Origin of the sequence: Halomonas sp. GXIMD04776 (assembly GCF_049808615.1) — a bacterium.
In the GTDB taxonomy this organism is placed as follows: Bacteria; Pseudomonadota; Gammaproteobacteria; order Pseudomonadales; family Halomonadaceae; genus Modicisalibacter.
The window spans coordinates 1-17188 of record NZ_JBNCAN010000015.1 but is presented as its reverse complement, the minus strand read 5'-3'; the positions used below and the strand labels follow the sequence as shown (position 1 = coordinate 17188).

The 17188-nt window shown below is 60.5% G+C and carries 15 protein-coding genes and 1 pseudogene; 8 read left to right on the top strand and 8 right to left on the bottom strand.

The genetic code is table 11. The features are described 5' to 3' along the window. Positions 1 to 2: 2 nt before the first annotated feature. Genes ACPF7Z_RS11390 through argH form a run of 7 tightly spaced genes read right to left on the bottom strand, consistent with a single transcriptional unit; the run spans position 3 to position 6155 of the window. Positions 3 to 764: an HAD family hydrolase gene (locus tag ACPF7Z_RS11390; protein ID WP_425193364.1), complete on the bottom strand. Its 762-nt coding sequence runs from the start codon at positions 762 to 764 to the stop codon at positions 3 to 5. Next, positions 742 to 1650: a tyrosine recombinase XerC gene (locus ACPF7Z_RS11385; RefSeq protein ID WP_425193363.1), complete on the bottom strand. Its 909-nt coding sequence runs from the start codon at positions 1648 to 1650 to the stop codon at positions 742 to 744. The genes ACPF7Z_RS11390 and ACPF7Z_RS11385 overlap by 23 nt, the downstream gene beginning before the upstream one ends. Positions 1651 to 1663: 13 nt before the next feature. Continuing rightward, positions 1664 to 2380, bottom strand: coding sequence for a DUF484 family protein (locus tag ACPF7Z_RS11380; RefSeq protein WP_425193362.1), 717 nt, complete (start codon positions 2378 to 2380; stop codon positions 1664 to 1666). 35 nt (positions 2381 to 2415) lie between these two features. Beyond that, positions 2416 to 3249, bottom strand: a complete 834-nt coding sequence (gene dapF, locus ACPF7Z_RS11375) for a diaminopimelate epimerase (RefSeq protein ID WP_425193361.1) — start codon at positions 3247 to 3249, stop codon at positions 2416 to 2418. Continuing rightward, complete coding sequence (lysA, locus tag ACPF7Z_RS11370; protein ID WP_425193360.1) at positions 3249 to 4505, bottom strand: diaminopimelate decarboxylase; 1257 nt, start codon at positions 4503 to 4505, stop codon at positions 3249 to 3251. The genes dapF and lysA overlap by 1 nt, the downstream gene beginning before the upstream one ends. Before the next feature lie 2 nt (positions 4506 to 4507). Continuing rightward, on the bottom strand, positions 4508 to 4720 hold the full coding sequence (gene lptM / locus ACPF7Z_RS11365) for an LPS translocon maturation chaperone LptM (protein WP_425193359.1): 213 nt from the start codon (positions 4718 to 4720) through the stop codon (positions 4508 to 4510). A 1-nt stretch (position 4721) separates the two neighbouring features. Continuing rightward, on the bottom strand, positions 4722 to 6155 hold the full coding sequence (gene argH / locus ACPF7Z_RS11360; protein WP_425193358.1) for an argininosuccinate lyase: 1434 nt from the start codon (positions 6153 to 6155) through the stop codon (positions 4722 to 4724). A gap of 218 nt (positions 6156 to 6373) precedes the next feature. Between argH and hemC the strand changes: the two genes are divergently transcribed. From hemC to ACPF7Z_RS11340, 4 genes are read left to right on the top strand one after another with little or no spacing between them, the layout of a single operon-like run. Next, entirely contained in the window at positions 6374 to 7318 is a 945-nt protein-coding gene (gene hemC / locus ACPF7Z_RS11355; protein WP_425193357.1) for a hydroxymethylbilane synthase, read from the top strand. After that, positions 7315 to 8103 (top strand): uroporphyrinogen-III synthase, encoded by a 789-nt coding sequence (locus ACPF7Z_RS11350; RefSeq protein ID WP_425193356.1) that lies wholly within the window; start codon positions 7315 to 7317, stop codon positions 8101 to 8103. Before hemC ends, ACPF7Z_RS11350 begins: the two co-directional genes overlap by 4 nt. Positions 8104 to 8109: 6 nt before the next feature. After that, positions 8110 to 9699 (top strand): uroporphyrinogen-III C-methyltransferase, encoded by a 1590-nt coding sequence (locus tag ACPF7Z_RS11345; RefSeq protein ID WP_425193355.1) that lies wholly within the window; start codon positions 8110 to 8112, stop codon positions 9697 to 9699. Then, the gene (locus ACPF7Z_RS11340; protein WP_425193354.1) at positions 9696 to 10919 is read left to right on the top strand and encodes a heme biosynthesis protein HemY; all 1224 of its coding nucleotides are present in this window, start codon (positions 9696 to 9698) and stop codon (positions 10917 to 10919) included. Before ACPF7Z_RS11345 ends, ACPF7Z_RS11340 begins: the two co-directional genes overlap by 4 nt. 138 nt (positions 10920 to 11057) lie before the next feature. On the opposite strand, the gene ybiO is transcribed toward ACPF7Z_RS11340, so the two are convergent. After that, the gene (ybiO, locus tag ACPF7Z_RS11335; protein WP_425193445.1) at positions 11058 to 13409 is read right to left on the bottom strand and encodes a mechanosensitive channel protein; all 2352 of its coding nucleotides are present in this window, start codon (positions 13407 to 13409) and stop codon (positions 11058 to 11060) included. A gap of 291 nt (positions 13410 to 13700) precedes the next feature. On the opposite strand from ybiO, the gene ACPF7Z_RS11330 reads away from it, so the two are divergent. The 4 genes and pseudogenes from ACPF7Z_RS11330 to ACPF7Z_RS11315 all read left to right on the top strand — a co-directional run. Beyond that, positions 13701 to 14612, top strand: coding sequence for a LysR family transcriptional regulator (locus ACPF7Z_RS11330; RefSeq protein WP_425193353.1), 912 nt, complete (start codon positions 13701 to 13703; stop codon positions 14610 to 14612). A 246-nt stretch (positions 14613 to 14858) separates the two neighbouring features. Continuing rightward, entirely contained in the window at positions 14859 to 15458 is a 600-nt protein-coding gene (wrbA, locus tag ACPF7Z_RS11325) for an NAD(P)H:quinone oxidoreductase (protein ID WP_425193352.1), read from the top strand. 141 nt (positions 15459 to 15599) lie between these two features. Beyond that, entirely contained in the window at positions 15600 to 16604 is a 1005-nt protein-coding gene (locus ACPF7Z_RS11320; RefSeq protein WP_425193351.1) for a glutathione S-transferase family protein, read from the top strand. 226 nt (positions 16605 to 16830) lie between these two features. Next, positions 16831 to 17094: pseudogene (locus ACPF7Z_RS11315) on the top strand (DoxX family protein); the annotation flags it as partial. Between the last annotated feature and the right edge of the window lie 94 nt (positions 17095 to 17188).

The following is a 17188-nucleotide window of genomic DNA, read 5'->3' as shown; positions in this document are numbered from 1 at the left end:
GGCTACTCCAAGTGTTCCAGCAGTGCCGACAGCTCACGGATGTGAGTCAGACGAAAAACGCCTGCGGGCAGATCGCCGTGGTGCTCATCGTGCTTGTCGATCCAAGCGACACGCATCCCCAACCGTAGCGCTGGAAGTACGTCTTCCGCCCAGGAATCGCCGATATGCATGGTTCGGGATGGGGTGCTGGCGAGTCGCGCCAGGGCGGCGAGAAAAGGTCGCGCATCCGGCTTGGGTGCGAGGAGCTCACCGGCGGCAATGGCGATAGGGAAATGGCGTGCCAAGGGGAGGCGTGTGACCTGGACATTGCCATTGGTGATCGCCGCCAGGGCATAGCGTTGACCGAGATCGTCGAGTAGCGCTTCCACCTCCGGATAGGGGGTCAGTTGGTGCCGCAGGGTCATGAACTGTTCCATGGCGGCGGCGGCATAGCCCTCGGCGTCATTGGGATGCAGTCCGAATTCCTTGAGCATTTCAAAGAGGCTTTGCTGTCGAATCCAGGTGAAATCACCGCGCCGCAGCGGTTCACGCTGAGCGATATGCTGGCGACGCGCCTGATAGGTGCTCAAGGGAAAGCGCTCGCTCAGACGCTGGCGCGTGGCATCGGCCTGGGCAAGGGTATCCTCGAGCCAGGCATAGTGGCCGTTTTCGGTCGCGATCATCACCCCATGGTTGTCCCATAGCGTGTCATCAAGATCAAAGGTCAGGGCCGTGAGGGTGGGCAAGATAGAGGACATGGCATCAAGGTGTCGGGTCGTCGGCATCACCGCCTTTGCTGCGGCGTGCCCGGGGGTGGGCGGCATCGTAGACGCTGGCCAGATGCTGCCAGTCGAGCCGGGTATAGACCTGGGTGGTTGCCAGGTTGGCATGCCCCAGGAGTTCCTGTACCGCGCGCAGATCCTGACTCGACTCGAGCAGATGGCTGGCGAAGGAATGGCGCAGACGATGGGGATGCAGATGCTCGGGTAGGCCTCGTTCGATGGCGAGGCGTTCCAGGCGCAGTTGAATGGCGCGATGGCCCAGGCGCCGCCCCCGATTGCCCACGAACAGGGCGTGCTCATCGGCATTGGCCAGTTGTCCGCGTACGGCCTGCCAGGCATCCAGTGCGTGATGAGCGCGCCTGCCCAGTGGTACCTGGCGCGGTTTATTGCCTTTACCCACCACCCGCACGCGTCGTGCCTCCAGGTCGCCGATATCGAGAGCCGCCAACTCCGCCAGTCGCAGTCCACAAGAGTAGAGTAGCTCGAGTATCGCCTGATCGCGCAGCGCCAGCGTCGAGCCGTCGTGGGGGGCGTCGAGAAAGCGGGCGAGTTGATCGACATCCACCGGGCGAGGCAGATGCTGCGGTTGCCGCGGTGTACGCACCAGCTTGACCGGGTTATGAGTCAATATACCTTGCTGAGTAAGCGCTTCGGCAAAGCGCGAAAGCGCGGCGCGACGGCGTGCCAGACTGCGTGGCGCCAGGCCTCGGCTGCGCTCCTGGCCGAGGAAGCGCTTGATCAGACCGGCATCCAGGGCCTGCCAGGTCACTATGTTCTGCGCGTGGAGATAGGTCTGAAGCGCGCCAAGATCCCGACGATAGGCTTCGACGGTTGCCGGGCTGGCCTCTTGTGCGAGCTTAGCCAAAAAGGCACTGACGTGTTCTTTCATGGATATGGCGCGCTCAGCGAGGCCGGCTATGGTGAATCAGTAAACGCGCGACGACCTCGCCCAGATATTCGGTGAACAGCGTGTCCAGGGTGGCGCGAAAATGCTCGGTATCGTGGCTGGCCAGAATCAGATAGCCCAGCGGTTCGCCCAGGGTCAGCCGGGTCAAGGCGCAGGAACCGGCCTTCTTCGGCGGCTCGATATGCGGCAATAATAATTGCCAATCCTTGCGTGAAAGCCGGCGGCAGCGGCTGGCGCGGCCATCAAGCAATGCGCCCAGACGTGTTCCGGCATTGTCGTCGAGTACGAAGCGCGGAGGCTGAGGGGCGGTGGGTTCGTCATCGGTCAAGCTGGAGGCACACCACAGCGCCACCGACTGGGTGCGAAAGCGTTCCGAGAGCTGTGTGGCCAGTGCCTGGCTCAATGCATCGTTGCTCTCTGCCTCGAGCAGCGCCAATACCAGCTCGCGGGTACGGCGATACTGAGATTCGTTGTGACGCGCCGACTCCAGCAGTTGTTCGAGTCGCCATTCAGCGCTTTCTGCGCGCTTGCGCAGATCGAGGACAAGACGTTCGAGCAACGATACGGCCCCTTCGGTATCCGGATGGGGCACCTTGAGTTGCTGTAATAATCCTTCGCGTCCAACGAAAAAGTCGGGGTGCTGCGCCAACCACAGGGCCACATGCTCGGGATCGAGTGCCTGGGGGGTGTCCGGGGCTTGGGCTTGGGACATGGATGAACTACCTCGTTGCAACCTGTTATGCGCGATTAACTGAGCGGAACGCGACCCTCGAAGACCCGTGTCGCGGGGCCGATCATGAACATGGTGGCGTCTTCACCGGGCCATTCGATGGTAAGCCGACCGCCGGGCAGATTGACCTCGACCGGGCTATCCAGCAACCCTTGGCGGATACCGCTCGCGACCGCGGCACAAGCACCGGTGCCGCACGCCAGAGTTTCGCCGACGCCGCGTTCGAATACCCGCAATCGGATTGCCTGACGCGTCACGATCTGCATGAAGCCGGCATTGACGCGCCGCGGAAAGCGCGGATGCGCCTCGATGGCGGCTCCGAGCCGTTCCACAGGCGTAACATCGACATCGTCGACACGCAAAACCGCATGCGGATTGCCCATCGACACTACGCCGATTTCAAGATGTTCGCCATCAGCGTCCAGCCCGTGCAGCGGTAAATCCTGTTCGGCACTGAACGGTATCTCGGCGGGCTCGAAACGCGGCTTGCCCATATCGACCCTCACCCGGCCATCCTCCTCGATCGATAGCGTGAGGGGACCGCCCTCGGTCTCGACGCGGATCTCGCGCTTATGGGTCAGACGCTGATCGCAGACGAAGCGCGCGAAACAGCGAGCACCGTTCCCACAGTTTTCTACCTCGCTGCCGTCGGCATTGTAGATACGATAACGAAAGTCCATCTCCGGATACCGAGGGGGCTCGACCGTCAGCAATTGATCGAAGCCGACACCAAAATGACGATCGGCCAGGGCGCGAATCTGCTCCGCGTCGAGTCGCGCGCGCTGGGTGATCAGATCGATCACCATGAAATCGTTGCCCAGGCCGTGCATCTTGGTGAATTGAAGTAGCATTACGGTGCCTCCGGGAGCATCGTTTCACCGCTCCACAGCGTTTCGATGGTTTCGCGACGACGCACCTCATGCACTTGCTCGCCATCGACCATGACCTCCGGCGGTCGCGGGCGACTATTGTAATTCGATGCCATCACGAAGCCATAGGCACCGGCGGAGCGGACTGCCAGCAGGTCTCCTTGTTGCAACCCGAGTTCGCGATCCTTGCCGAGAAAATCGCCGGTTTCGCATACCGGGCCGACCACATCGTAGAGCGCCGTGTCCCGGGCCTCGCGGGTATCCACAGGGATGATTGCCTGCCAGGCCTGATAGAGCGAGGGGCGAATCAGGTCGTTCATGCCGGCGTCGATGACCGCGAAGTTCTTGGTCTCCCCCGGCTTGAGATACTCGACTCGAGTCAGCAGGAGCCCCGCATTGGCGGCGATCGAACGCCCCGGCTCGAACAGCAGGGTGAGTTCGCGACCTTCGAGGCGTTCGAGCAGGGCGCGAGCGTAATCGAAGGGTTGTGGCGGCTGTTCGTCGCGATAGGGCACGCCCAGCCCGCCGCCCAGGTCGAGATGCTCGATGACGATGCCTTGTTCGACGAGCCGATCCAGCAACACCAGCAAGCGGTCCAGCGCATCGAGGAACGGCGAGAGCTCGGTGAGTTGAGAGCCGATATGACAATCGATACCCACCGCTCTGACGTTCTGCATGCCTGCTGCCCGGGTATAAACCTCCAGGGCCTGATCCACCGGGATGCCGAACTTGTTGGCCTTGAGGCCAGTGGAGATATACGGGTGAGTGCGAGCGTCGACATCCGGATTGACCCGCAGCGATACCGCCGCGACCTTGCCCTGATTCGCCGCCACCTCGTTCAGGCGCTCGAGCTCCGGCAGGGATTCCACGTTGAAGCACTTGATGCCCACATCCAGCGCCCGGGCCATCTCATCGGCCTGCTTGGCGACCCCGGAAAAGACCACCTTGGCGGGATCGCCGCCGGCGGCCAGCACTCGCTCGAGCTCGCCCAGGGACACGATATCGAAGCCGGCGCCCAGACGCGCCAGCACATTGAGCACCGCCAGGTTGGAATTGGCCTTGACCGCGTAGCAGATCAGATGTGGATGATCGCCCAGCGCGTCGCTGTAGGCACGATAGTGCCGTTCCAGGGTGGCCCGGGAGTAGACGTAGCACGGCGTGCCGAAACGCTCGGCGATCCGGGGTAGCGGCACGTTCTCGGCGTGGAGTACGCCGTCACGATAGTCGAAATGATCCATGCTCAGCGCTCTTGCTCATCCTCATCGCCCTGGCCGGAGGAGGTGTCGCCTTCGCGTTCGTCCTCCTCTTGACCGGGCTCTGCGTATTCATCACCGGGATCATACTCTTCGGCGGCCTCTTCGTTGCCCGGAGAGTAAAGCGGGCCTTTCTGGCCACAGCCGGCCAGCGACACCAAAAGCAGCAGAACGAGACCAAGACTCGATAGAGTGCGCACCTCAAGCACCTCCCGATGATGTCGAGCCGGCCGATTTCAGGCTGGTCATTGCGGTGAGCGCATCCCGAGCGCGCTGGGCGGCGGCGCGTACCTGATTCGGCGCGGTGCCGCCGATATGATTGCGCGCCGCCACCGAGCCTTCCAGTGTCAGCACCTCGAAAACGTCGTCGGCGATCGCGTCGGAAAATTGGCGCAACTCGTCGAGGCTCATTTCAGACAGATCCTTGCCTTGCTCGATGCCGTAGGCCACGGATTGCCCCACCACCTCGTGAGCGTCGCGGAACGCCACGCCCTTGCGTACCAGATAATCCGCCAGATCGGTGGCGGTGGAAAACCCCTTGCGTGCGGCCTCAAACATGCTCTTCGCCTTGGGCTCTATGGCCGGCACCATGTCGGCAAAGGCCTTGAGACAGCCCTTGACGGTATCCAGGGTATCGAACAGCGGCTCCTTGTCCTCCTGGTTGTCCTTGTTGTAGGCCAGCGGCTGGGACTTCATCAGGGTCAGCAGGCCGATCAGATGGCCATAGACCCGCCCGGACTTGCCCCGTACCAGTTCTGGCACATCCGGGTTCTTTTTCTGGGGCATGATCGAGGAGCCGGTACAGAAACGATCCGGCAGATCGATGAAATCGAACTGGGCGCTGGTCCACAGCACCAGTTCCTCGCTCATCCGTGACAGGTGCATCAGTAGCAGGCTGGCAAAGCTCACGAACTCGATGGCGAAGTCGCGATCGCTCACCGCGTCCAGGGAGTTCTCGGCGGGGCGTTCGAAGCCCAGCAACTCGGCGGTGACGTGACGATCGATGGGATAGGTGGTGCCCGCCAGGGCCGCTGCACCCAGCGGCATGACGTTGACCCGCTTGCGGCAGTCGCGCAGACGCTCCTGATCGCGGGCCACCATCTCCTGCCAGGCCAGCAGGTGATGGCCGAAGGTCACCGGCTGGGCGGTCTGAAGGTGGGTAAAGCCTGGCATGATGGTATCGGCTTCACGGTCCGCCAACTCGATCATGCCGCTGCGCAGGCGAGTCAGTTCGGCATCGATGACGTCGATCTCGTCACGCAGATAAAGGCGAATGTCAGTAGCCACCTGATCGTTGCGCGAACGTCCGGTGTGCAGCTTCTTGCCGGTCGTGCCGATCTTCTCGGTCAGGCGGGCCTCGATATTCATGTGTACGTCCTCGAGGGCGACGGACCAAGGAAATTGACCGGCCTCGATCTCCCCCTCGACCTGGGCGAGTCCATCAAGAATGGCGTCGCGTTCATCGACGGTCAGTACGCCGACCCGCTCGAGCATGGTGGCGTGGGCTTTTGAGCCACGTATATCGTGATGATAGAGGCGACGATCGAAATCCACCGAGGCGGTGAACCTTTCGACAAACGCATCGGTTGGCTCGCTGAAGCGGCCACCCCAGGACTGATTGGTTTGTTGACTCATGGTGCGAAGGCGTCCTGCCCTGTCGTGGTGATAGTTTGCCCAGGATTGTACCAGAGTCATCGTTTCAGGCGAGATCAGCGTGGAATGGGCGGCACGCCATAAGCCGGTAGATTTTACTAAACCGGCGACTGCTTTATCATGATGAGCAAATGCCGCTGATGCGGCAGACATCGATCGTGGTCGACGGATAAGTCGTCCACCTGCCCCAGGAGCTTGCCGTGTCCGCCATCACGACCCTTCGTATCGCTACCCGTAAAAGCCTGCTTGCCCTCTGGCAGGCCGAGCATGTGAGGGAGCGTCTACTGGAACTGCACCCGGGACTCGAGGTCGAGCTGGTGGCCATGTCCACCCGAGGTGACAAGATACTCGACACGCCGTTGGCCAAGGTCGGGGGGAAGGGGTTGTTCGTCAAGGAGCTGGAAGAATCGATGCTCGACGGGCGAGCGGACATCGCGGTGCATTCGATGAAGGACGTGCCCATGCACTTCCCTGAAGGGCTGGGACTGTCAGTGATTCTGGAGGGGGCCGAGCCCACGGACGCTTTCGTTTCCAACCACTACGCCAGCTTCGACGCGTTGCCCGAAGGCGCCAAGGTCGGTACTTCCAGTCTACGCCGAGGGTTACAGGTCAGCGAGGCTCGGCCGGATCTCGATGTGCTCACCCTGCGAGGCAACGTGCAGACGCGGCTGCGCAAGCTCGACGATGGCGAGTACGATGCCATCATTCTTGCCACGTCGGGATTGCGGCGGTTAGGGCTCAGTGAACGCATCACTATGGAGCTGCCGGCAGAGATCAGCTTGCCCGCCTGTGGCCAGGGGGCTTTGGGCATCGAGTGCCGTATCAATGACCCCGAACTGCTAGACTTGCTTGTGCCTCTCGATCATTTCGATACTGCGACACGGGTACGGGCCGAGCGCGCCATGAACACACGTCTGGATGGGGGCTGCCAGGTGCCCATTGCAGGGCATGCGGTACTTGAGGAAGGAGGACGAACTCTGTGGCTGCGTGCGCTGGTGGGTATGCCGGATGGTTCGCGAGTGCTGCGTGCCGAGGGTCGTGGATCGGCGCATGAACCGGAAACCCTGGGCATCCGCGTGGCCGAGGAGTTGCTCGACCAAGGCGCCGGCGAGATCCTGGCTGAGGTCTACGGCGAAAGCAGATGAGTAATCGCCCCAGGGTGCTGATTACACGCCCCGGCGCTCGTGGCGTTCATTTGAGTCGTGCACTCGAAGCCTTGGGGGCCGAAGTGGAAAATCTCGAGGTCATGCGACTCGAAGTGCTTCCCGAGAGTCAGGGCATACGCCAGGCCTGGCTGGATTTCGATCTGTATCATGCGGTCGTGGTTATCAGCCCTTTCGCTGCGGAGTGCCTAACTGAGGGGCTCGACCGCTACTGGCCGCAGCTACCATTGGGACCCAGCTTCTACGCGGTGGGGGCAGGTACCGCTCAGGTGCTGCACGATCGCCTGGGCGTGCGCGTGCATGTGCCCTCGGCGTCCCTGGAAAACACCAGCGAAGCATTACTGCAGCTGCCGTCGCTGCAGCGGCTCGAGCAACGGCGGGTGTTGCTGGTAGCCGGTGAGGGAGGGCGTACGCTACTCGCTGACAGCCTCGCTCAACGTGGAGCCCGGGTGGATCGTGTGGCGCTATACCGGCGTAACCTAGTGACACCTGATGGTATAGGCGCGTTACACTTGGCCGAAGGGAACTTTTCAACACTGCTGGTGACCAGCGGCGAAGTGCTCGAACATCTGGCAGGATGGTGTACGCCGGTGGCGTTGAACCAACCGCTAATCGTTTCCAGTCAGCGTTTGGCTACACTGGCCTGTACGCTGGGGTTTTTGCATCCTACAGTGGCGCAAGGTGCCACGCCTGCCGCGTTGGCGGTGGCCGTGGCCGATGTTTGTAACCTGGGGGGCGCCGATCATGACGATCTTGAAAAAGGCTAGCAACAGATGAGCAAGCAAGAACACGATCAGGACAAACAACAAGGGGTGTCTGCCGGCGCCGACAACAGCAAGTCGTCTAGTGATACAGCGCCAGCATCGGACACGAAAGCGACGCCCTCGAGTCCCTCTCAGGAGACGGCGGCGACCGCCAACAATGCTCCGACTGGCAATGGCAAGCCCGAGGCCAGTAAACGTCCCTCCGGTCGGCGTGGGTCGGGAAAACCTTCCAAGGGTAAATCGTCAGGTAAGGAGCCTATGACCAACTCGTCGATGGGCAAGCCGGTGACGGACAACCTCGCATCGAGCGAGCAGAACGCTACGGAAACGAGTAAGACACCTTCTGCATCCGCCTTCGCATCGCCCGGCTCCCAAACGAGTCAGAAAGGCCCCAGCATGACATCGTCAGCAAGTACGGGGACCGAGTCTACTCGAACGACGAGCGCCGGCACCAAGGGTTCTGCTCAGCCTGCCGCACCTGCTGGTGCTGCCTCCAGGCCAGGATCGGGCGGGGGCGGTGGCACCATGTCGGGTTCCATGGCCAGCGGCCATCATGGTGGTGGTGGAGGACGCAATATCACCGGCATCGTGGCTCTGGTGCTGGTGTTGATCCTGGCAGTGGCGGGTGTTGTCGCGGGCTGGTGGTTATGGCAGCAGATGTCGGCTCAGCAGCAACGACTGATGCAACTGCCTCAGTCATCTCAGGTCGAGAGCAACGCCAGCGACATTGATCAGCTCAGATCCCAGATCGATCAGAGCGATGGGCAGCGCGAAAAGGCGCTGAATGATCTGAACCAGGAACTGAATTCGCAGATGCAGGAGTACCGTGACAGCGTCAATCAGACCCTGGATCGCGTGCTCGAACAGCTCTCCAGTCAGCAGCAAACCGACGAAAACGAGTGGGTTTATGCCGAAGTCGAGTACTTGCTGAAGCTGGCCAATCAGCGTTTGCAACTCGAACGAGACGTGAACGGTGCCCTGTCGCTTCTGCGCACCGCCGACAAGCGTCTGGCCGAGATCGACAACCCGGCATTGACCCCGGTGCGTCGTGCCATTCAATCCGAGCTTGGCGAGCTGAACTCGGTACCCGATGTCGATCGTACAGGTCTCTACCTGACGCTGATGGGAATGCAGGAGCAAGCGGCCAAGCTGCCGTTGCAGCAGGATATCGAGCAGATCGCTGCCAAAGGAGGCGATACGTCTCAGGTCAAGGGTGGCTGGCAACAACAGCTTGCGCGCTTCGGTCAGGAGTTGAAGGAGCTAGTCGTGGTACGCAAGCACGATCAGGCCCTGGAGGCGCTGATGACGCCACAACAGGAGTCCTATCTGCGCCAGAACGTGCGTCTGCAACTGGAGCAGGCCCAATTGGCGGTATTGCAGGCCGATCCCAAGCTCTATGATGCCAGTCTGAAAAAGGCCCGTAGTCTGATCGAAGGCTATTACGATCCCGATAGCGACGGCGTGAAGAAGCTTCTCGAGCAATTGCCAACGCTCTCCGAAAGAACGATACATCCTGAACTGCCCGATATCAGTCAGTCACTGCAGCAGTTACGAGACTTTATGAAACGCCGTCAGGACGGCGGGAGCGCCGACGCATGAGAAAGCTCATCCTCGTCGTCGTCCTCGGGCTGGCCATCGGCGCACTGTTCGGCCAGTTGATGCAATCCGTACCGGGCTATTGGCTGATCCGCGTCGGAGATACTTCGTTTCAGACTTCGTTCTGGTTCGGTCTGGTGCTGCTGTTGGCGGTGTTCGTCGTGCTGCACTTCCTGCTACGGCTATTGATGCGCCTGCGCCGGCCGGTGAGCCGACTCAAGATCTGGAACAGCCGCAACCGCAACCGCAACGCCATGCGTCGCACGGTGCGTGGTCTGGTGGCCCTGGCCGAAGGTCGCTGGAAGCGTGCGGAGAAGGCTCTGACCAGGGCCGCGGATGACTCGAGCACCCCGTTGGTCAACTATCTGTCCGCAGCGTTGGCCGCTCACTATCAGGGCCGCTACGACCAGGCCGACGTGCTGTTGAAGCGCGCGCATTACAGCACCGAAGGCGCCGATACTGCCGTTGGCATGGTGCAGGCGCAGTTGATGCTCGATCGTCAGCAGTTCGAAGAGGCGCTGGCGACGCTTACACGCCTCGAGCGGCAGCTCCCCGAGCACCCACAGGTACTCAAGCTGCTCAAGCAAGCCTACTTGAGCGTCAACGACTGGGATGGCCTGCGTCGTCTGATGCCGCGATTGACGCGTCATCAGTTGGTCACCCAGGAAGAGCGCCACGAACTCGAAAAACGGGCGTATCGGGAATTGCTGATCCAGGCGGCGCGTAATCCCAGCGATATCGAGCGAGTGCGTAGCCTCTGGGCGGACATTCCCGACTACCTGCGCAGCGACATCGAGCTGGTCGGGCTGTATACGGAAGCGCTGGTGCGTGGCAATGAGGAAGGTCTTGCCGAGCGCCTCTTGCGTCATACCCTCAAGGAGCACTGGGATAGTCGCCTGGTGCTGCGCTACGGGGTACTCAACGTCGATGCCCGGCGCCAGCTTGTCTATGCCGAGAAATGGCTGCAGGAGCGCCCCAACGATCCCGATCTGTTGTTGACCTTGGGGCGGCTTTCGCTGCGCAATGCCTATTGGGGCAAGGCGCAGGAGTATTTCGAGGCCAGTCAGCGTCAGCGCCCCAGCGGCGTCGTGTGTGCCGAGCTGGCACGGCTGTTCGCCAATCTGGGTGAGCACAACAAGAGTCAGCTCTACTATCGTCAGAGCGTCGAGTTGCTCGACAGATCGCTTCCGGCACTACCCCAGCCAAGCGATCAGAATCCTTGACAAAGATTCACTTTGCTCTCCTGGGCGCCTTCCTGGCGCCCTTTTTTACACGCACGTGCTTGTTGGGCCCCATTACATAAAAAGGGCCACCGTTGCAGGTGGCCCTTGAGGGCGCCATTTCAGAACTCCATGAAACGGCTAGGTGTTTTCGTCGTTATCCCGATCCGGTTGCGTATGCTTCTTGGGTGGCGTCGCGGGCTCATGCTGCGTCGATGATTCCTCCACAAGCCTTGAGTGCGCCGTCTCGCGTGGCTGTCCTGCCGGACTGTTATCGATCGGGAAGTCCTGCTGCATGATGCGCAGGTTGGCGGGTGGCGCCAGGCCATCCTTGTCCTGACCAAAGTAGAGCGTGGTATGCGGGAAGGGAATCTCGATACCCGCCGCATCGAAGTACTTCTTGACCAGGCGGTTATAGGCACGTCCCACGGCCCATTGATCCCCCGGCGTCGTCTTGATGATGACTCGGATATTGACCGAGCTGTCCGCCAGGGCGATGACTCCGGCGACACTCAATGGCTCGAGCAGCTTGTAGCCATGCTCTTCGCTGGCCTTGAGTTCCTCGAAGGCCTGTTCAAGCTGCACGATGGCGTCATCGATGCTCTCGCGATATGCAATGCCGTACTCGCCGACATGATTGCCGAATTCACGCATGTAGTTGGAGACGGTATCCACACTCGAGAAGGGCACGATGTGATAGGTGCCGGAGAGATCACGAATGCCCACTGAGCGAATGCTCAGCCGCTCCGCAGTGCCGGTGATACCGCCCACGGTGACCACGTCGCCGGTGTTCATGGCATTCTCGATCTGGATGAATACCCCGGTGATGATGTCCTGAACCAGCTTCTGCGCCCCGAAGCCGATGGCCAGACCCAGCACCCCGGCACCGGCGATCAATGGGCCGATATTGATGCCGATCTCTGCCAGCACGATCATTCCCGTCATGGTGATCAGGGTGATGGCCAAGGCGTTGCGAAACAGGCTCAGGAGTGTCTTTGCGCGGGCGGTAGGTTCGCCGCGACCGGTGTCGGCATTCAAGCGATGCTCGATAAGACTGGCCAGAATGATCCACAAGGCGGCGGCAACGGCAAGAATGAGAATGATATCGATCAGCTTGCTGATCGTGTTGTAGCCGGCGTCGGTGGCATACCAGGCGGCCAGGTCGAACAGTCCCCAGGCGTTGAACACCAGCATCACCACAGCGATCAGGATGAGCGTTCGGATCACCTTGAGGAAGGTGGGAATGTACGCATTGAGGCGCGCCTCTAGCTTGGGCAGCTTGCGCCGCCAGTCAGCGGACAGGGTGATGCGCTTGCCGATTACCTGGGTGAGCATTCCCGAGAGCAATAGACCCACCCCCACGATGATCAGGGTCTGAAGGGTGGCCAGCATGACACTTGGCAGCGCGTCCTCGGGGTGCACGATACTGAGCACCAGCACGACCAGAAAATAGGCGATGGCGAGCAGGTGCCAAAGCCGGGCGATCAGTCTGAGCGCCAGGCTGGATACTCCCATGGAGGCATTGGCCGCCTTTTTCTCTAAGGCTGCGCGTACTTTGAGACGGTTCTTCAAGACAAAGGCGGTGGCATAAATAAAGGCCAGCAACATGATCGCCAGACCTAGCGCATGTCCTAGAGGCAGGGAGAGGTTGGCATTGACCAGCGGAACGGCGACCAGCATGCCATAGCCCACGGAGCCGATCAGTACCGCGAGCCAACGATTCCAGTGATCGGCCTCCTGAGCATCGATGGGCAGCAGACGCAGTCCTTCGTGACGAGAGGCAAAAAGCACGCGAATGGCCGCCTTGATCAGCTCGATGATCAAAAAGGCATTGAGGAAAAGCGACGCCTGGGTCGAGAGTGCGCCACTCTCGCCAACGGCAAAGGTGGCGATCAGATTACCGCCCAAATAGGCCAAGGCAACGACAATGACATCCACGGCCGCCGCTAGAACGACCGCTGCCGTCGTTCTAAGCAGTGTGCTGCGGTCACCCCCATGTTGAGTCCAATGGCTCACCCGGTTGAACAAAGGCCGTGCCACGCCACGCAGGATAAAAAACAGTACGAAGGTGGCCGCGATGACCAGCGCCATGTTGAGCGCCACTCGACTGATGTTTGCCATGTCGATGTTGGATGTAAAACCACCACTCGCGGGGGCTATTAGTGCCCCTAGCGCACCGGCAAGGTTCTTGAACTGACTGCTCATCTCTCCGGCAACCGAGCTGGTGGTGTCGGCAAGCCGTCGAGCAAGGGACGTATCTTGAGCATCTTGTTTTTCAGGTGTTTGCTCGGCATTGCTGGCCTGGGATGCCTCGGCTGTCGTTCCCGGTTCACCCTGCTGATTCGAGGCCAGGGAGCGCAGCTCCTCGATCAAGCGCTGACGTGATGCCTCGTTTTCGAGCAGGTCGGCCAAGGTGGAATAGGCCGGGGTGTTGGCATTGGGCTCTTGAGAAGGCTCGCTCTGCTGAGCGAAAGCCGGCAGCACGATCAGCATCAGCGCGAGGGCCAGCCAGCGCCCCAGGCAAATGGTCAGGCGGAAAATCGACACGCTAAAAGCCTCCTTCCATGGCAGCAGTACACACCTATGACGATATGGGGTGCTGTGAACGAATGGGGTCATACCGCTTTTGAATTAAACCCGTGCAAGATCATATCGGGCGCATGACGTGCGGGAGTGTATCAAGGCTTTTTGTGTTCTGGCGAGTGCTGGTCGAATAGTGAGCGATGGTTCGATCGCCGCTACGCTATGATGACCAGCCAACAATCCAGGGAGAATCTGCGCCAGATGGCTACAACTATTCCTCGCATCAGCCTTGAGCAGTGGGCAGTGTTGCAAGCCGTGGTTGATGAAGGCAGTTTTGCGCGAGCCGCCGAGTCGCTCAACAAGAGCCAGTCGGCGGTGAGCTATACCCTCAAGAGCATGCAGGAACAGCTACCCGTCGAGATGCTCATAATACGCGGGCGCAAGGCGGAACTCTCCGAGGCAGGCGAGACATTGTTGCGTCGCGCGCGCGTGCTCATCGAAGAGGCCCTGAGCCTGGAACGACTGGCCGCCAATCTGGCTCAGGATTGGGAACCGGAGGTCCGGCTGGCAATAGAGACGATCTTCCCGCCCGAGCTTCTGGGCGAAGCGCTGGCTGCCTTCATTCCTGAAAGCCGGTCGTCTCGTGTACAGCTCATCGAGTCGGTGCTCTCCGGCACCCATGAGGCGCTGGCAAATGGCAGTGCCGACCTGATCGTCACCAACCGGTCACCCCCCGGCCTTTTGGGGCAGCCTCTCTTGCCCATCGAGTTTGTGGCTGTCGCTCACCCGCAGCATCCCCTGCACCACATCGGGCGCGAACTGACACAGCACGATTTGAGGGCCCATCGGCAATTCGTGGTTCGCGATACCGGCATCAAGCGCAACCAGGACGCAGGCTGGCTGGGCGCGGATGAGCGCTGGACCGTATCCCAGCTCAAGACCTCGATTCAGTTCGTCACCCAGGGGCTGGGCTTTGCCTGGTTGCCCGTGGAGCATATTCGCAAGGAACTGGAGGCCGAGATACTAAAGCCACTGCCGCTAGTCGAGGGCGGTAGCCGGCACGAAGAGCTGTATCTGGTCTTTGCGAACCGGGACAGCGCCGGCCCGGCAACCCAGGCGCTGGCCCGGGCGCTGCAAACGGTTTGCCGTGATTACAAGCAGGCCAGGCAATAGCCGGGATTCGAGCACCGGAGTGGCAAGACGGGCCTGTAACACATCAGTTTTTTCGATCGTTATGTCCTGATAATCAGAGCCAACCAACCGGCTCTGGGCGTTATTCTTGTGGGCAGAGAGTCCTGACCGGCTAATCTTGGTGTACACAATACAAGGAGTTGTTGCATGGGACGACTTACCGATTTCCTGTCGCGGCTTTTCAGCGGCCCGGAAAACAGCAGACCTTCACCAGACGAGGAACCCGAAATGACCAAAGTACTAGTTCTCTACTATTCCATGTACGGCCACATCGAAACCATGGCCAACACCGTGGCCGAAGGTGCACGTGGTGTGGAAGGGGTCGACGTCACGGTCAAACGCGTCCCGGAAACCATGGATAGCGAAGCCTTCAAATCCGCCGGCGGCAAGACGGAGCAAGGTGCGCCGGTGGCCACGCCCGCAGAGCTTGCGGAATACGATGCGATTATCTTTGGCACGCCGACACGCTTTGGCAACATGGCGGGCCAGATGCGCACCTTCCTGGATCAGACCGGCGGCCTGTGGGCGAAGGGAGGCCTGGTCGGCAAGGTGGCGAGTGTCTTTACCTCCACCGGCACCGGCGGTGGGGAAGAAATGACCATTACCTCCACCTGGACGACCCTCGCGCACCACGGCATGGTGCTCGTGCCGATCGGCTACGCCACCCCGGAGCTGTTCGATATCTCCCAGGTCGGTGGGGGCACACCCTATGGCGCCTCGACCATCGCAGGCGGTGATGGCTCGCGCCAACCCGACGAGCGGGAGCTGACCATTGCCCGCTTCCAGGGCGAACACGTGGCCAAAATTGCTGCAAAGCTGAAAAGCTAACTCCCGCCTGAGCAAGGGAGGGCGTTGCCCTCCCTTGCCATCCCATCCCCCGCGCCTGGTCTCGATTGAGCGCTCAGCCTGTAGCGCTGAATCAGTGCATCGCACCTGAATGCATAGGCAACTTTCAAACGGAGAATGATCATGGGCCTGTTAATCAATGGCAAATGGCACGATCAATGGTACGACACTAAAAAACACGGCGGTGAATTCGTACGCGAATCCGCCAAGCTGCGCGACTGGGTGACGGCAGCCGGGCAGCCGGGGCCGCAGGGCCAGGAGAGCGTGCTCGCCGAGGCGGATCGCTTTCATCTTTATGTGTCACTGGCGTGCCCCTGGGCGCATCGCACCCTGATCATGCGCAAGCTGAAGGGGCTGGACTCGCTGATCGGCGCATCTCATGTCAGTCCGCTGATGCTGGGTGAAGGCTGGACGTACAATGTCGATGAGGGTTCCAGCGGCGATCCTGTCAACGGGGCGGAATTTCATCGTGAGCTTTATACCCTCACCAACCCTGAATACACGGGGCGAGTCACGGTACCGGTTTTATGGGACAAGCAGAGTAACCGCATCCTCAACAATGAGTCCGCCGATCTGGTGCGGATCTTCAATGGTGCCTTCGACGAGATAACCGGCAATCGTCTCGATTTCTATCCCGACGATCTGCGCGAGACCATCGATGCAGTCAACGCCGATGTCTACGACCATATCAACAACGGCGTCTACAAGGCCGGTTTCGCCACCGATCAGGATGTTTACGAGAAGCATGTGGTTGCCCTGTTCGAGGCGCTGGATCGCATGGAAGCCCGGCTTTCCGAGCAGCGCTACCTGGCCGGTGAATGGCTGACCGAAGCGGATATCCGCCTGTTTACCACCCTGGTGCGCTTCGATGCCGTCTATCACGGCCACTTCAAATGCAACCTGCGCCGTATCGAGGACTATCCCAATTTATCGAACTACCTGCGCGAGCTGTACCAGTGGCCGGGGATCAAGGAGACCGTCAGCCTCGATCATATCAAGCGCCACTATTACTACAGCCACGGCACCATCAACCCTACCGGCATCGTTCCCAAGGGGCCTGTGCTCGATCTTGACCGGCCACATGACCGGGAGCGTTTGACGGGGCGGGGCGTGCGAGAGAAATCTTGACCAAGCATGGGAAAGCGCAGGCACCTTTCGGAAAAAGCTTAAACAAGCACCTTGAATCGCCCCTTTCTCAGGGGCGATTCAGTTCTCGGCTGTCCAATCCCCTGTTTGATGGTTCATCGGGGCAACCCATCGAATTATTGGTTGTTCATGTCCCAATAATTGCGCCCTTTCATTCACGCACCAGGGCTATCCTGGCTCCATCGCAAAACACACATGGAGATACGACATGCAGACATCACTGGTCAACAGAACACTTTCCACCAACGACAGCTTTGCACCCCTGGCCTTGCGCGTGCCGGCAGGGATTATTTTCATGGCCCATGGCGCCCAGAAACTGTTTGGCTGGTTTGGCGGCAACGGTCTGGAAGCCACTGCACAAGGAATGGCGTCGATGGGCCTCGAGCCGGGTTACCTGATGGCCTTGCTGGCCGGCGGCGGCGAGTTCTTCGGCGGTCTTGCACTGCTGCTAGCCCGGATATTGCACCGGGCTGGTCAGCAGCGCCCAGATTCCGAGGGCGCGGGCCGTTGCCGCGCCCAAGCCTCTAATTTGATGGTTTTTTGATCAGTTCTTTGGTTTCAGAACG

Coding starts and splice junctions, on each gene's coding strand:
- ACPF7Z_RS11390 (WP_425193364.1), bottom strand. CDS start 764: ATGCCGACGACCCGACACCTTGATGCCATGTCCTCTATCTTGCCCACC.
- ACPF7Z_RS11340 (WP_425193354.1), top strand. CDS start 9,696: ATGAGAAAGCTCATCCTCGTCGTCGTCCTCGGGCTGGCCATCGGCGCA.
- ACPF7Z_RS11345 (WP_425193355.1), top strand. CDS start 8,110: ATGAGCAAGCAAGAACACGATCAGGACAAACAACAAGGGGTGTCTGCC.
- ACPF7Z_RS11330 (WP_425193353.1), top strand. CDS start 13,701: ATGGCTACAACTATTCCTCGCATCAGCCTTGAGCAGTGGGCAGTGTTG.
- argH (WP_425193358.1), bottom strand. CDS start 6,155: ATGAGTCAACAAACCAATCAGTCCTGGGGTGGCCGCTTCAGCGAGCCA.
- dapF (WP_425193361.1), bottom strand. CDS start 3,249: ATGCTACTTCAATTCACCAAGATGCACGGCCTGGGCAACGATTTCATG.
- ACPF7Z_RS11350 (WP_425193356.1), top strand. CDS start 7,315: ATGAGTAATCGCCCCAGGGTGCTGATTACACGCCCCGGCGCTCGTGGC.
- wrbA (WP_425193352.1), top strand. CDS start 14,859: ATGACCAAAGTACTAGTTCTCTACTATTCCATGTACGGCCACATCGAA.
- ACPF7Z_RS11385 (WP_425193363.1), bottom strand. CDS start 1,650: ATGAAAGAACACGTCAGTGCCTTTTTGGCTAAGCTCGCACAAGAGGCC.
- ACPF7Z_RS11320 (WP_425193351.1), top strand. CDS start 15,600: ATGGGCCTGTTAATCAATGGCAAATGGCACGATCAATGGTACGACACT.
- lysA (WP_425193360.1), bottom strand. CDS start 4,505: ATGGATCATTTCGACTATCGTGACGGCGTACTCCACGCCGAGAACGTG.
- ybiO (WP_425193445.1), bottom strand. CDS start 13,409: ATGCTGATCGTGCTGCCGGCTTTCGCTCAGCAGAGCGAGCCTTCTCAA.
- ACPF7Z_RS11380 (WP_425193362.1), bottom strand. CDS start 2,380: ATGTCCCAAGCCCAAGCCCCGGACACCCCCCAGGCACTCGATCCCGAG.